At 59.3% G+C, this 13608-nt stretch carries 11 protein-coding genes; 5 read left to right on the top strand and 6 right to left on the bottom strand.

Translation table 11 applies throughout. The features are described 5' to 3' along the window. Positions 1 to 40: 40 nt before the first annotated feature. Both M5J09_RS01405 and M5J09_RS01400 read right to left on the bottom strand, forming a co-directional pair. Positions 41 to 1033 carry a phosphate/phosphite/phosphonate ABC transporter substrate-binding protein gene (locus M5J09_RS01405; protein ID WP_257156733.1) on the bottom strand — a complete coding sequence of 331 codons (993 nt, stop codon included), beginning with the start codon at positions 1031 to 1033 and terminating at the stop codon, positions 41 to 43. 26 nt (positions 1034 to 1059) lie between these two features. Continuing rightward, positions 1060 to 1716: an HAD family hydrolase gene (locus M5J09_RS01400; protein ID WP_144791923.1), complete on the bottom strand. Its 657-nt coding sequence runs from the start codon at positions 1714 to 1716 to the stop codon at positions 1060 to 1062. 128 nt (positions 1717 to 1844) lie between these two features. On the opposite strand from M5J09_RS01400, the gene M5J09_RS01395 reads away from it, so the two are divergent. After that, entirely contained in the window at positions 1845 to 2753 is a 909-nt protein-coding gene (locus tag M5J09_RS01395) for a cation diffusion facilitator family transporter (RefSeq protein ID WP_042530272.1), read from the top strand. A 9-nt stretch (positions 2754 to 2762) separates the two neighbouring features. Here the strand turns inward: M5J09_RS01395 and M5J09_RS01390 are convergent, their stop codons facing one another. Next, positions 2763 to 3719, bottom strand: coding sequence for a winged helix DNA-binding domain-containing protein (locus tag M5J09_RS01390; protein WP_257156732.1), 957 nt, complete (start codon positions 3717 to 3719; stop codon positions 2763 to 2765). 10 nt (positions 3720 to 3729) lie between these two features. After that, positions 3730 to 5277, bottom strand: coding sequence for a succinic semialdehyde dehydrogenase (locus M5J09_RS01385; protein ID WP_257156731.1), 1548 nt, complete (start codon positions 5275 to 5277; stop codon positions 3730 to 3732). Positions 5278 to 5367: 90 nt separating this feature from the next. On the opposite strand from M5J09_RS01385, the gene M5J09_RS01380 reads away from it, so the two are divergent. The 4 genes from M5J09_RS01380 (at position 5368) to M5J09_RS01365 (ending at position 10643) form a co-directional block, all read left to right on the top strand. Further along, positions 5368 to 6540, top strand: a complete 1173-nt coding sequence (locus M5J09_RS01380) for an alanine racemase (RefSeq protein WP_257156730.1) — start codon at positions 5368 to 5370, stop codon at positions 6538 to 6540. Beyond that, complete coding sequence (locus M5J09_RS01375) at positions 6537 to 7817, top strand: D-arabinono-1,4-lactone oxidase (protein WP_257156729.1); 1281 nt, start codon at positions 6537 to 6539, stop codon at positions 7815 to 7817. The genes M5J09_RS01380 and M5J09_RS01375 overlap by 4 nt, the downstream gene beginning before the upstream one ends. Positions 7818 to 7918: 101 nt before the next feature. Then, positions 7919 to 9109, top strand: a complete 1191-nt coding sequence (locus M5J09_RS01370) for an MFS transporter (protein ID WP_257156728.1) — start codon at positions 7919 to 7921, stop codon at positions 9107 to 9109. Between the two features lie 256 nt (positions 9110 to 9365). Further along, complete coding sequence (locus M5J09_RS01365; RefSeq protein WP_257156727.1) at positions 9366 to 10643, top strand: HNH endonuclease signature motif containing protein; 1278 nt, start codon at positions 9366 to 9368, stop codon at positions 10641 to 10643. A gap of 245 nt (positions 10644 to 10888) precedes the next feature. Here M5J09_RS01365 and M5J09_RS01360 read toward each other — a convergent pair whose 3' ends face one another. Together M5J09_RS01360 and M5J09_RS01355 are read right to left on the bottom strand one after the other, a co-directional pair. After that, positions 10889 to 12229 carry a dicarboxylate/amino acid:cation symporter gene (locus M5J09_RS01360; protein WP_042530285.1) on the bottom strand — a complete coding sequence of 447 codons (1341 nt, stop codon included), beginning with the start codon at positions 12227 to 12229 and terminating at the stop codon, positions 10889 to 10891. 118 nt (positions 12230 to 12347) lie between these two features. After that, entirely contained in the window at positions 12348 to 13424 is a 1077-nt protein-coding gene (locus M5J09_RS01355; protein WP_257156726.1) for a biotin/lipoate A/B protein ligase family protein, read from the bottom strand. Positions 13425 to 13608 lie beyond the last annotated feature (184 nt).

Genomic DNA, 13608 nt, shown 5'->3' with positions numbered 1-13608 from the left:
ACCTTTCTAAGTGGGAAATGGGCAGTGGAGGAGTGCGAATCTACTGTGCGAAGCGTTCGTTGACCTTGCGCGCCATGTCGATGGACTCTTTCTTAGCCGGAACCCAGTCGGTGATGTCGAAGATGGCGGACATGGTGTCCGGGTCCACCTCAGAGAAGCCGTCCATAAGGTCGGTGATTTCCTTGCGGCGCTCCTCTGGGACATCATCCGATATGACGACGCCGCCATTGGGGTACATGTCGGTGTAGCCGAAGACGACGAGCTTCTCAGCCAAGTCAGGAGCCTCGGACGAATCGATGGTGGAGCGTGCGTCCCAGAAGCTGAAGCCCACTTCGGCGTCACCGTTGTAGACGGCCATGATGGACGCATCGTTAGAGGTCACAGGGACCTTCTTGAGACTATCAACATCAATGCCTTGGGACTCCATAGCCATGACCGGCAGCTGGTAGCCGGCCGGCGAGGTAGCACCGAGCATGGCGACGGTAGTTTTGGCATCAATCTTCTTCAGTGCGTCGAGGCCTTTCGGGCCCTGTCCCTCATTTTTGTCTGCGGTGGCGGTGCCGTTGCAGTAGAGGTAGTCATCGCCGCTTGCTGCGTAGGTGGCCTTGACTGGCTCATCCTCGCAGTACTTGTCAGGGTTGTTGGTGACAAACTGGCCGGCGTAGGAATCTGCACCGAAGCGCTCATCCTGCAGAACAGCGTGGGCGCCGTACATATCCTCAGCGGAGGCCAGCTGTGCTGCAGAGGCGATAGCGATGTCAGCCTGGCCGGAGCCGATGGCTTCGACGGCGGCCTGGTAGTCCTTGGTCACAACACCCTCAACCTCAACGCCGAGCTCCTCAGAGAGGTAATCAGTCAGCGGCTTCGCAGTGGTCACCAAATCATTGACCTTTTCGTTCGGGATGAGTGCGAGGGTGAGCTTCTCATCAGCGCCTTTCGCGGAGTCGGAACCGCTATCGGAGTCAGAGGAGCAAGCGGTAAGGGAGAGGGACAGAGTAAGAGCAGTGGCGGCAAGAGCGGTGAAACGGTGCATGATGAGTGTCTTTCTGTGCGTGTGGTTTAAAGAGCAGAGGTCAGTTGGGGAAAGATGTCGGTGACGCGGGTGACGCGCCAGGTCGGGTTAGCCTCACAGGGGACGGCGAAGGGGGAGTCAACGAGCACGGTGCGTCCACCCATGGCGGCCACGGGTGCAAGGTCGTACTCCCAAATATCTCCGAAGGAGATGAGGCGAGTCGGATCCGTGCCGGCAAGATCGGTGTCCAGGATGCGGGTGAGCCCTTGAGGTTTACCCACCCCGGTGTACACGGCGTCGAAGGACTCTTTGAGGCCAAGCGTATGAAGGGCAGCGCTAAGACCGATTTCCGGAGAGTTAGTTGCCAGAATGGTGCGGCCGGGGTAGGAAGTAAGGAACTCGGCAAGCCCCTCAGGGGCAGTAATGCCGGTGTCGGCGAGGTTCTCCCGCGAGGCCATGTATGCCTCCTGGCAAGTCTCTTCCGGCACGTCGAGTTCGGCGGCGAGAGTGTGGACGAGGTGGTAGCCGTCGCGCGCTGAGCCGACGTCATTGGAGTTCAGCAGCGCTTCAGCGTCATGAGCAATGGACGGGTGCCCGGCCTTCTCAGCAATATGGTGCGCATAGGCCAGCACGGGACCGTGGCCAAGGCTGACGGTCCCGTCAAAATCGAAGAGTAGGACTGGGCGAGTTATGTCTATGGACATAAAGTACAAACTAATGGTGGGTTATGTACTTCGCGACCGCACGCGGTAAACATTCAGTGAACAGTGCGTGCACATCCGGCTTTGGTAGTCTGAGGGATCGTAAAAAATCTCTCCACGAAGGTCGGGATATGTCTCTTCCTAGCGAGCAGTTGGTGCTCGAACGCTTCATGAAGCTCTCTATCGCCACTGCGGTGGCCACCATTGTTCTCAAGGTTATTGCTGCTGCCGTGACGGGATCGGTGGGCTTTCTTTCCGACGCCCTCGAGTCCGGCGTCAACCTTGTTGCCGCTGTCGTGGGATTCGTGGCTATCAAGATTGCAGCCAAACCCGCGGATGCGAACCACCAGTTCGGGCACGGCAAGGCTGAGTATGTCTCGGCGCTGGTGGAGGGTGCAATGATTTTCGTCGCCGCGGCGATGATCATCTACACCGCTATTCGCCGCCTCATGGAGCCGCAGCCGCTGGAGCAGCCTGGGCTAGGTCTTCTCCTATCGCTCGTGGCTTCCTTGCTCAACCTAGGCGTGGGCCTTTTGCTGGTGCGCGCGGGTAAGCAGCACCGTTCGGCTACTTTGCAGGCGGACGGAAAGCACTTGCTTACCGACGTCTGGACGTCCGTCGGCGTCCTCCTCGGCATCGGCGCGGTCAGCCTCACGGATTGGTTGTGGCTCGACCCAGTCATCGCGTTTGCGGTGGGCCTCAATATTTTGTGGACTGGGTACAAGCTGCTCAAGGAATCTCTGAGCTCTTTGCTCTCTGAGTCTTTGCCCAAGGAAGAACACGCGCAGCTCGACACCCTCCTCAACGAACTCGAAGAGCGTCACGACGTGGAGTTTACGTCTCGCCGCACCGTAGCCTCCGGCCGCAACAGGCTGGTCTACCTCACCATGGACGTGCCCGGCCAGTGGACGGTACTGCACTCGCACACCATTGCTGACCGCATTGAGGACGCCATCGATGAGCTTTTCCCCGGTGCTGAGGTCTTCATCCACGTTGAACCTGCCGGCACGGTTCATCGCCGCATCCTGCGCATGCCGTAATGCTTGTAGCTAGCGCAGGCTGGCCACGCCGCGTCCGCCTTCCATTACCCACGGCCAACTCAGACCGTTCTTGGTGAGGACATTGACGCGGATCCCATCGGGGACAATCCAGTCCTTGTTGGCGTAGCCCAGCAAGTATTCGTCGAACGCAGGCAGCTCGAGTCGTAGTTCTAGGGCAGTACGGATTTCCTCTGCAGAAACATCTTCCTGCCAAGTGGCCATCCAAAAGTCTTGGCCATCGTGGCGAGTGCGTCGAGCGTCTGCCGACTTCAAAGCTGTGGTGGCTTGAGTCTTGCTGAGCTTTGACCACGCTTGGAGGTCTTCTACCGAGACCGGACCATGACCTGAGATATACCGTTGACCAAGTTCGTGAAGGGGATCCGCGGGCTCGTGTTGGGCAACGGGAAGTGCATCAACGTGAAGAAAGGTTTCCTGGTTGCCGTCCTTGGGGCCTTGGACGAGGTCACCTGCCCCGCCGAAGGCACGCAGTAAGTGGGAGCCGCGACCTTCTGTGGGATCCACGCCCGTCTCGGCGAAAAGCTCATAGACCTGCGCGCGGGTTAATGGTGTGGTGGCTGCGCTGTGGAGGGCCTCTGAGCACGCTTCAAACATCTCTTCGCTGAGCCCTAGACTGGGGCGCCGAGACTTCTGGCTTGCGGCGATGCGTGGATAGAGGAGGCAGGACATCCAGCGGACGTCGGCAGCCGGCATGAAGTGCAACGTCCCTCGCTGGGGCCAGCAGCGCACCACGCGGTAGCTTTCTATCTCTTTCAGAACCTTGTCATCGTCACACCCGGCGCGCAGGGAAAGTGCACGAACACCAGCATCGTAAGTCTGCCCCTGTAGAGCAAGGAGATGCTCAGCGACGTCCAGCGCCGAGGTGAGCGATGGCCGCGCGGCCGACGGCGCTAGCCCTTGGGCAATGAGCCGGCGCGCTAGGATTTCATCACGGGATAGCTCGTGCATGGTTTCTCCTTTAAAGCCGGAAGGTCTTCATTAGCTGCATGCCCGTGGAAACCAAGGCGCGGAAGCGCTCCGGCGAGAGGTACTCCGACGGTGCCAAGGGATGCAGTCGCTGTTCAGCCACGGTGCGCTCGTTGGCCCACAGACGCATGCCGGTAATGCCGTGGCGGTGGTTCAGTCCGGACTCCTTGACGCCACCTCCGGGCGCGGCGATGGAACCATAGGCGGCAGCGAAGCCTTCGTTGATGTTGACCATGCCCGCCTCGAGTTGAGAAGCAACCTTCCAGGCGCGGCGCGAATTGCCGGACCACACGGAGGCGGATAGACCGTAGTTCGTGTCATTGGCGCGCTGAATGGCCTCCGCATCGGAGTGCACCGGGTACACGGCTAGGACAGGTCCAAAGGTCTCAGCGGCATAGAGATCCATCTCAGGGGTAACACCGATCAGCACGGTGGGCTCATAGAAAAACGGCCCCAGGTCTGGGCGGGCCTTCCCGCCGTAGACCACAGTGGCTCCTTTGGATACTGCATCTTCGACGTGGGCTACTACCGTATCAAGTTGGCGCTGCGAGGTAAGGGAGCCGATGGTGGCGGCATCGGAGAAGGCCGCGCCGAGTACTTGCTGGTCCAATGCCATCGTGAGTTCTTTGAGAAACCCCTCAGCAATGCTCTCGTGAACATATGCGCGCTCGGCAGACATACACAGCTGGCCAGATGAGGAGAACGCGGTGCGCACGGCGCCTTGGGCGGTGGGTTTCAAGGGGGCGTCGTCAAGCACCAGCATTGGATTCTTGCCGCCTAGCTCCAGCATGGTGGGGATGAGGCGCCCGGCAGCCTGCGCGGCAATGGACTTGCCAGCCTTCGTCGAACCAGTGAAGGAAAGACCATCGACGATAGGAATGAGGGCATCACCCACCTCCGCGCCGTTTCCCGGTACAAGTTGCCAGGCGGCCTCCGGAAGACCAGCTTCAATGGCTAGACGCCTGAGCAGGATAGCCGTCAGCGTGGTCTGGGAGTCCGGCTTGTGCACAACAGCGTTGCCCGCAGAAAGCGCTGCCAAGACATCGCCGACGCCTAACGAGAGCGGATAATTCCACGGCGAAATAAGCCCCACCACGCCTAGCGGATAATGCTGCGTGCGGGTCTTTGTTAACACAGGAAGCGCGCCGGGGTGGCGTTGCGTGCCGAAGGCTTTGCGGATATTAACCGCGTAGAAGCGCGCGCAGTTATAGAGATCCATGAGCTCGTCATAGGCATGCGCGCGGGACTTGCCGTTCTCCGCCTGGATAAGGTCGAGGATGAGCTCCTCGTTGTCCTGGACGAGGTCGTGGAGGCGCAGCAAGATCGCCGCGCGATTCCCCTGACCCACGCCGACGCGGGCATATTCAACGGCGCGTTCTACATCGTGGGCGGTGGCAACGGGGAAGCGAAAGAGTTCCTCGCCGGTAAAAGGCGCGTGAGCATGGTGTTCCTCGCCGGTGCCGCATACGTCGTGGGCGGGATCAGCGTCCAGGAAACTCTGCACACGGTGGGGGAGACGGGTCTGAGTAAAGGTTTTCATGACGTCCATTGTCCCAAAAATATTTGGCTCCGCTACACATTTTTTGAGATTTGTCTCACAAACCTAACTACGGGTGGCTAGGATTACGTTATGCCCACCCTATCCACCATCCCGCGAACGGAGGTGCGAGAGGCTATCGAACCTCTCGTGCGCTCCGGCGAGCATCCAGCACCCGTTGGGGTTATTGACCTTGCGGCTTTCGACTACAACGCCCAGCAGATGTCCACACGCGCCGGGGGATTGCCCATTCGGGTCGCCTCCAAGTCGGTCCGCAGCGTGTCGGCGTTGCGCCGCGCGCTGGAACATGACGGCTACCACGGAATCCTTGCGTATTCGGTGCCGGAGGCGCTCCATCTCGTTGCAGAAGGGTTCCGGGACATTGTCGTGGCCTACCCGAGTGTGAACCGACGGGCACTGCGAGAGCTGGCAGGCTCCGCGGCCGCGCGCGACACCGTGACGGTGATGGTGGACAGTGTCGAGTTGCTTGATCTGCTTCCCAGTCCACTGCGTCTGGCCATCGATATTGACTGCACTCTGCACTTGCCTGGCGTAGTAGTGGGTCCGCGTCGCTCGCCCATCCGGGAACCGGAGCAAGTGACGGTGCTGGCCCAGGAGATTCTGCGGCGAGGGCATCGTCTCGTGGGGCTCATGGCCTATGAAGGTCAGGTGGCGTCCGTGGCGGATGGTCTTCCCGGCCCGGTTGGGGCAGTCAAGCGCTGGCTGCGATCCCGGTCCATGGTGGATCTCGCGCCGCGACGCCGAGCCTGTGTGGCCGCTGCGCGGGAGGTGGCTGACATCGAGTTTGTCAACGGCGGTGGAACCGGCAGCCTGCAGGAATCTGCGGCGGAAGGCACATTGACCGAACTCGCCGCAGGTTCTGGGTTCTACACGCCGGCCATCTTCGACGATTTCACCGACATCAATCACAAGGCGGCAGCGTTTTTCGTCTGCCAGGTCTCCCGCGTGCCCGCCCCTGGCTGGGCAACGGTCAATTCCGGCGGGTGGATTGCATCAGGCCCGCCCGCTAAAGATCGCGTGCCGGTTCCGGTGTGGCCGCAAGGGCTAAGTTATTCCACCACCGAGGGTGCCGGAGAAGTGCAGACTCCGTTGCACGGCGCCTCCCTGAAGGTCGAGGATCCAGTGTGGTTTCGCCACGCCAAGGCCGGAGAGATGACAGAAAACGTCGATTGCCTCCTTGCTGTGGGGGAGGGCTGTGTCGAGCACTGGGACACGTATAGAGGACAAGGATGGACACTCCGATGAGTACTTTTAGCAACTGGGCTGGGTCGGTCACTACGAAACCTGCAGAGTTTCTGCAGCCTTCCCGCATTGACGAGATTCCTGACATCATCACGCGTTCGCGAAGCGTGCGCACCGTTGGAGCAGGTCATTCCTTCTCGCCGGTGGCAGCAGGGGAGGGGACGATGATGAATCTGGATAAGCTGAGTGGCCTGGTGGGCGTCGATAAGCAGCGCAAGCGCGTCCGATTCCTGGCTGGCACTCGTCTCCGTGACGTGCCGGGACTTCTGCGCCCCTTCGGGCTGGCTCTGACGAATCAGGGCGACGTAGACCCACAGTCCCTCGCCGGCGCAATTTCGACGTCGACGCACGGCACCGGCATCGATTACACAGGCTTCGCGGGTACGGTCACGGGCCTCACGCTTATCGACGCCGACGGCAACACCCGCACCTACTCTCTCGATGAGGATCCAGACCTGCTCAGACTCATCGTGGTGAGCATCGGGGCGCTCGGAGTGGTCGTTGAGGTGGAGATGCAGTGCGTTGACGCCTTTGACCTGCACGCGGAGGAAACTGGCATCGGTTTCAATGAGCTCATGGATAACTGGGAGGAGCTGTCTCGCAGCGTCGATCACTTCGAGTCCTATTGGTTTCCCCACACTGACCGTGCCATGGTGAAAGCTAATACGCGACTCGCACCGAATGGAGAGCACCGTTCACGCATCAAGCAGTTTATTGATGATGAAGTGGTGGGAAATGGTGCCTTTGCAGTCACTCTCGCGCTGGGGCGGATGGTGCCGGCAACGATTCCAGCGCTTAATCGCTTCTCCACTGCGGTAATCTCCCATAACCGCTATCGCGCCGCTGCCCACGAGGTGTTCGTGAGTCCGCGTCGGGTGCGTTTCCACGAAATGGAGTACGCCGTGCCGCTTGCCGCCGGCCCCGCTGCCGTCCGTGAAATACGCCGCTTTATCGAGGATCGTGACTGGCGTATTGGTTTCCCTTTGGAGTTGCGCACGACAGCGGCTGACGACGTCGCACTGTCCACGGCTTCTGGACGCGAATCGATATACATTGCCTTCCACATTCCGCGGTTCTTAAATCCCCAGGATTACATGCCAAAGCTCGAACCCATCCTGCGCGCAGCCGGCGGCCGGCCGCACTGGGGCAAGATGAACACGCTCGGCCGCGAAGACTTTGCTCAACTTTATGCAAGATTTAACGAGTTCTGCGAGTTGCGCGAAAAGATGGACCCACAGTGGCGGTTCGGCTCTCCGTACCTGCGGAAACTGTTCGGATAGGGGCGTCGTCAAGCATGGTGCAGGCATAATCCAGAATTCGAAAGTATCTCTGATCTTTGGTAGCGTTTGGGAGTCTTAACTCCATAACGCTATCGAAGAAGGTGTCTCAAACGTCTGCTAAATCCACCCCCCTCATCACTCCAACCTTCGTTTTCGCGTGGTTGGTGAACTTTGCACAATTTACGGTCTTCTACCTGCTTGTCACCATTATGGCGATGTACGCCATCGAGCAGTTCCAGGCGTCCGATACAGCGGGCGGATTTGCATCGAGCGCCTTTGTGGTGGGTGCGACAATCGCGCGACTTTTCTCCGGTTATATCGTCGATGCAATGGGGCGAAAGCGCACGCTCGTGGTCTCGCTCATTGCTGTGGCCATTGCAATGGCACTGTACTTCCCGGCACAATCGTTGCCGCTGCTCTTTGTGGTGCGAATCTTGCACGGTTTGGGCTACGCGATCGCCTCGACTGCAGTGATGGCCGTGGCGCAGTCTGTGATCCCTGATCACCGCCGTGCTGAGGGCACTGGTTACTTCGCGCTGGGAACCACGCTGGCGACGGCTTTCGGCCCCGCCGCAGGCTTGGCCATTGTGCATAATGCCGGCTACAACGCCGTCTTTGTTGTGGCGCTGACGCTGACCGTCGTTGCTTTGGCGCTGGGACTGGTGGTGAAGGCTCCGGCACAAGAGCAGCGCAGCGTGACCTTCTCCTTGGGCAACATCGTCCACCCAGCAGTGGCACCCTTCGGTGTCTTCATTCTGTTCGTGGGTGTTGCCTACACCGGAATCATCACTTTCTTGAACGGTTACTCTTCCGATGCGGGCCTCGAACAAGGCGCAAGCTACTTCTTCCTCGCCTATGCCGTGGTGAGCCTCATTCTGCGCTTTATTCTGGGTAAGTTGCAGGATCGCCGTGGCGATAACATCATTATCTACACGTCGCTGGTTTTCTTTATCGCGGGTCTTGCCGTGTTAGCTTCGGCCTCGTCCGACTGGCAGGTCATTCTGGCCGGTGCGCTCGTTGGCCTAGGCTATGGCTCTATTCTTCCGGCTGGCCAGGCAATTGCTGTGCGTTTAGTTCCGCTGCACGAGATGGGTGCCGGCATTTCCACCTTCTTCCTGCTCCTTGATATCGGAATCGGCTTCGGTCCAATCCTGCTGGGGCAAGTTATCTCCGCCACGGGATATACCACCATGTACTGGATTTTGGCGGCGCTCATGCTCGTGGCTTCGGTTGTGTACTTCTTTGTGCATGGCCGCAAGGACGTCGCGCGTGGTGACGTGCGGTACGAGTAAAAGCTTCCTTTTTAGAAGGGCGGTCGGCTGGAATGCCGGCCGCCCTGTGTGCGTTGTACCCCCGTGGTTGTAGATAGGTCCCGGTTATACGCCCTGTTCGACAAGAGTCAAACACACAGTCTAAAGATGGGCTTGACACCCCCGATCATCCTTCCGTATCAGCTTTGTTTGCGCAGGCCATAGACCTAAAGGTGGGCTTCCGGTAGAATCATAATTAGAACACTTCTTCTAATTGCTATTTTTCTCGGGGACGATCATGACCACCACACCACCGCCACCATCATCACCATCTCCGGCTGCCTTCTTTGCTACCACCAACCCCAATAATCCCCATGCTGTAGCCCGCAGCATTGCCCGGAAAGCAACCTATAGCGCTTGGGTAGCGGCAACACCTGATCTTGAAGCCGATATTGACACCACCGCACTATCCCTCGTTAACGCCTGGGCGTTAACTGAAGGCCACATCAAAGCAGGCCTGCGCGCCATCCACCGCCTGAATGAACTACCCGCCGTCAAATTCCTCCAAGATACCCACTGCCTGCTGGATATTGAATCTCTCATTGCTATTGACCAACCCATGGCCGCCCTCACAACCCACAACCCCGCCACACTCGCAGTAATCGATTGCCTTTTGGCAGAGTATTTCACCCCCACCACACCCAACCAGGTCTTTCCCACCCGTAGCCAAATCAGACGCAAAGTCCGCGACCTCTGTAAATCCCTCGATGACACTATTGCCTACCGAGACACCCGCCCCCACGACTCCTATACCTTCTCTAGCAACGGAACTAAAGCCTGGCTAGAACTCGGAGTTGATGAAGACACCGGCATCAAACTCGATGCGTTCATCCGCCAAACCGCTAACAGTCACGGCATCAGCATCACCGATGCAATCAAACAACTACTAAGCGGTGAAATCACCCCACCGGCAACCGTCATCCTGCACACCTACAAAGCCTGCGACGTCGACAACGCTCCGACCTACATCGAAGGCTTTGGCTGGCGGCTGGCAGATATGCCTTACGACCACCACCGCGACTTGACCACCCCCGTCAAAGAAACCGACGGCTACCGGCCAGGCACCATCATGCGTAAACACGTCGAAGGACGCGACGGCACCTGCCGCATGAGCGGATGTGATGAGCCGGCCTACTACACCCAACTCGACCACCGCCACAACTACGCCGACGGTGGGGCAACCCACCCAGACAACCTGGCCTGCCTATGCCAAAAACATCACAACCTCAAAACCGATGGCAGCGCCTACTACTTGCTCGACCCCGCCACCGGCGACATCATCTGGCTCTACGATAACGGCACCTGGGCCATAACAGAAGCCCAAGGCCCCCTCGCACCCCGCGAAAAACGCTGGGCACAAACCATCGGCCAACACATCACCACCACCCGCCAGCGCACCCGCGAACAAGCCCAACAACTCAAACAAGAACTCGATGACTATCACGCCGAACAACAAACCACAGCTCAAGCTGAAACAGAATCACACGCCAACACCACAGAAGATATTCCCTTCTAACCACACCCCCAACCACCAACCCCCGTCGACCCACACGACGAAACGTAAGAACCAGGACTCCGTCGTTTAAAACGACGAAGTAGAGGTAGCGACCACGGATTATGAAGGCATCGTCGTTTGAGACGACGGCGGTCAGGTACGTGGGGACTCGAGACAGAGAAGAGCCTCCCTAGTGGGAGCTGCAGGGGTAAGACTTCGGCGATGGCTCCTGGGCTGGGGAGGCTGGTTAGTGGAGGGGGAGGAAGCTAGGCAGAGATGCCTACATGCTTCTTTTCGTCATCGTTCATGATGTGGGTGACACCGTCCTCGGCGGCGTCCCAGACCTCCTGGTCTTGGATACCCGCGCGCTTCGCCACAATAGTGGCGCAGACGGACTGGCCGGTGACGTTGACCGCGGTGCGGCCCATGTCGATGATGGGCTCGATGGCTAGGAGGAGGCCTACGCCAGCGAGGGGCAGGCCCAGGGTGGACAGGGTCAGTGTCAGCATGACGGTAGCGCCCGTCGTGCCTGCTGTGGCTGCGGAGCCGATCACGGAAACGAAGATGATGAGCAGGTACTGGGTGAAGGATAGGTCAATGCCGTAGAACTGAGCGATGAAGATAGCGGCGATTGCGGGGTACACGGAAGCGCAGCCGTCCATCTTGGTGGTGGCGCCCAGCGGGATGGCAAAGGAAGAGTATTCGCGCGGAACACCCATGGCCTTTTCAGTGAATCGCTCGGTGACGGGCATCACGCCCATCGAGGAGCGGGTAACGAAGCCGAGAGAGAATACTGGCCATACGCGCTTGTAGAAGCCCATGACAGGAATGCGGTTGAATACGAGGGCGGCGGGGTAGACCACGAGGATAACGAGGGCGAGGCCAACGTACATGGCAAGGACGAACTTGCCCAGAGAGCTCATGGCATCCCAGCCGTAGGTGGCTACGGCCTTACCGATGAGGGCTGCGGTGCCGATGGGGGCGAGACGGATGATCCACCACAAGACAACCTGAATAACCTTCAAGAAGGATTCGGTAAAGCGCAGGAACGGATCGGCAGCCTTGCCAGCCTTGACCGCGGCGATGCCCAAGGCCAGGGAAATAACAAGCAGCTGAAGGGCGCCGAAGCTGAGGGAGACAGTGTCGTCGCTGAAGGAAGCATTGAGGCCAAAGAAATTTGAGGGGACGAGCTGCTGGAGGAAGGCGGTCCACGAACCGACGTGGGAGGGATCGGCGGCGGTGGAGGCGTCGACAGTCGTGCCGACTCCTGGCTTCATGACGAGTGCAACGAGGATGCCTGCGAGAACCGAGAAGAAAGCGGTGATGGCGAACCACACGAGAGTCGAAATCGCGAGAGAAGCAGCGTTTGCCACTTTGCGCAGGTTAGCCACCGAAGTGACGACCGCGGCAAAGATGAGCGGCGGCACCATAATCTTGAGTAGCTGAACGTAGGCGCCGCCGATGCCGGTGAGGGTATCGGCGAGCCACGTGGATTCCATGCCGGATGCAATGAATCCGAGGATGAGGCCAATGATGAGGCCGGCGATGACTTGGGCGCCAAAGCCGGTGGCCCATGAGGGCAGCGTGCGGGAGGAGGTGTCAGACACGAGTAATTCCTTCTAGACAGTGTTGTATAGAAAAAGACCAGCCAGTTCGCTAGGGGCGAACCGATCGGTTCACTAAAGACCACAACACAGTACGCTGCCTTTAAATTCCCGTGCAAGTTTAGGGAATGCGTTTCGTCCAATCGTCGGTGAGGAACTTGGTGTCGACGAGGTGGCGGGCGCGGCTAAGCGTGGCGTCGGAAAGCTCGGCCTCCACGGCCCCGTAGCGAGTAGCGAACTCACGCGCCATCGTGTCGATGATCTCCTCGCGGGGTACACCAGTCTGGCGGCGCAGCGGATCGACGCGCTTCTTCGCGCTGGCCAGACCCTTGGACGAGACCTTAACCTTGCCGATGCGCAGAACTTCCATCATCTTGTCGGCGTCGATGTCATAGCTCATTGTCGTGTGGTGCAAGACCGCGCCTTTACGGCGCTTCTGTGCAGCGCCGCCGATCTTGCCGCCGTCGGAAGTAATGTCATTAATAGGGACATACCAGGCGTTAACACCGAGTTTGCCCAGTGCTGCGAGAACCCACTGGTCGAGGTATTCGTAGCTGGCCTCATAGGAATAGCCGGCGACGAGGGACTCGGGGGCATAGAGGGAGTAGGTGACGCAGTTGCCGCCCTCCATGAACATGGCGCCGCCGCCCGAGATGCGGCGTACGGGAACGATGCCGTGCTTGTCGACGCCCTCCTGATCCAACTCATTGGCATAGGACTGGTAGGAGCCGAAGACCACGGCCTTGTCCTCCCACTCCCAGAAGCGCAGGGTGGGGCCGCGCTGTCCTTCCGCGACTTCGTTGAGGAGGACCTCGTCAAGTGCGACGTTGACCGGGGTGGGGAGGATACCTGGGCGCAGGATCTCCCAGCTGTGATCAGTGAAATCGGTGCCGTCGGACAGTGCGCGCTTGACCGTAACGGCGAGGTGATGGGTGTCGAAGCCATGGAGGGCGACGGGTTCTTCCTCCTCGATTCGGGCGAGCGCGGCATCGAGGCGGGACTGGATATCGGAGGTGCTGGTGGCCGTGGTGACGCCGGTCAAAGCAGGGCCGAGTGCGTCGTAGGCTTCCTCGGGCTCTAGGAAAAAATCACCGGAGATCTTGGCGGTGGTGATGGCGTTGTTGGCGTCCAGGGCGATGTCGACGACGAGAAGCTTGCCGCCCGGGACCTTGAGTTCGAAGTGTTTATGAGTACTCATGATGTTGAGGGTACCGATGGTGTGGCTTGGACATACTCTGTGCACTAGACCAATTCAGATTTGATCTGATGTGTGGGGGGTAGCGGGGCATGATTGGAATTTCCTGTGGAGGGTGTAGGGGTTTGCGTGGAAAGTGGCGCTGTGGGGTGATGTGGCGTGGTTGCCGGTGGGGGAAGGGTTTTCT

The sequence above is a fragment of the Corynebacterium sp. BF-R-2 genome, assembly GCF_024586525.1.
Classification (GTDB): Bacteria; Actinomycetota; Actinomycetes; order Mycobacteriales; family Mycobacteriaceae; genus Corynebacterium; species Corynebacterium singulare.
The sequence above is the reverse complement of the archived record's forward strand: the minus strand, read 5'-3'. Positions and strand labels throughout refer to the sequence as shown.

Excerpts from the sequence above, each read along its gene's own strand:
- M5J09_RS01405 (WP_257156733.1), bottom strand. The coding sequence starts at position 1,033 with ATGCACCGTTTCACCGCTCTTGCCGCCACTGCTCTTACTCTGTCCCTC.
- M5J09_RS01400 (WP_144791923.1), bottom strand. The coding sequence starts at position 1,716 with ATGTCCATAGACATAACTCGCCCAGTCCTACTCTTCGATTTTGACGGG.
- M5J09_RS01395 (WP_042530272.1), top strand. The coding sequence starts at position 1,845 with ATGTCTCTTCCTAGCGAGCAGTTGGTGCTCGAACGCTTCATGAAGCTC.
- M5J09_RS01390 (WP_257156732.1), bottom strand. The coding sequence starts at position 3,719 with ATGCACGAGCTATCCCGTGATGAAATCCTAGCGCGCCGGCTCATTGCC.
- M5J09_RS01385 (WP_257156731.1), bottom strand. The coding sequence starts at position 5,277 with ATGAAAACCTTTACTCAGACCCGTCTCCCCCACCGTGTGCAGAGTTTC.
- M5J09_RS01380 (WP_257156730.1), top strand. The coding sequence starts at position 5,368 with ATGCCCACCCTATCCACCATCCCGCGAACGGAGGTGCGAGAGGCTATC.
- M5J09_RS01375 (WP_257156729.1), top strand. The coding sequence starts at position 6,537 with ATGAGTACTTTTAGCAACTGGGCTGGGTCGGTCACTACGAAACCTGCA.
- M5J09_RS01365 (WP_257156727.1), top strand. The coding sequence starts at position 9,366 with ATGACCACCACACCACCGCCACCATCATCACCATCTCCGGCTGCCTTC.
- M5J09_RS01355 (WP_257156726.1), bottom strand. The coding sequence starts at position 13,424 with ATGAGTACTCATAAACACTTCGAACTCAAGGTCCCGGGCGGCAAGCTT.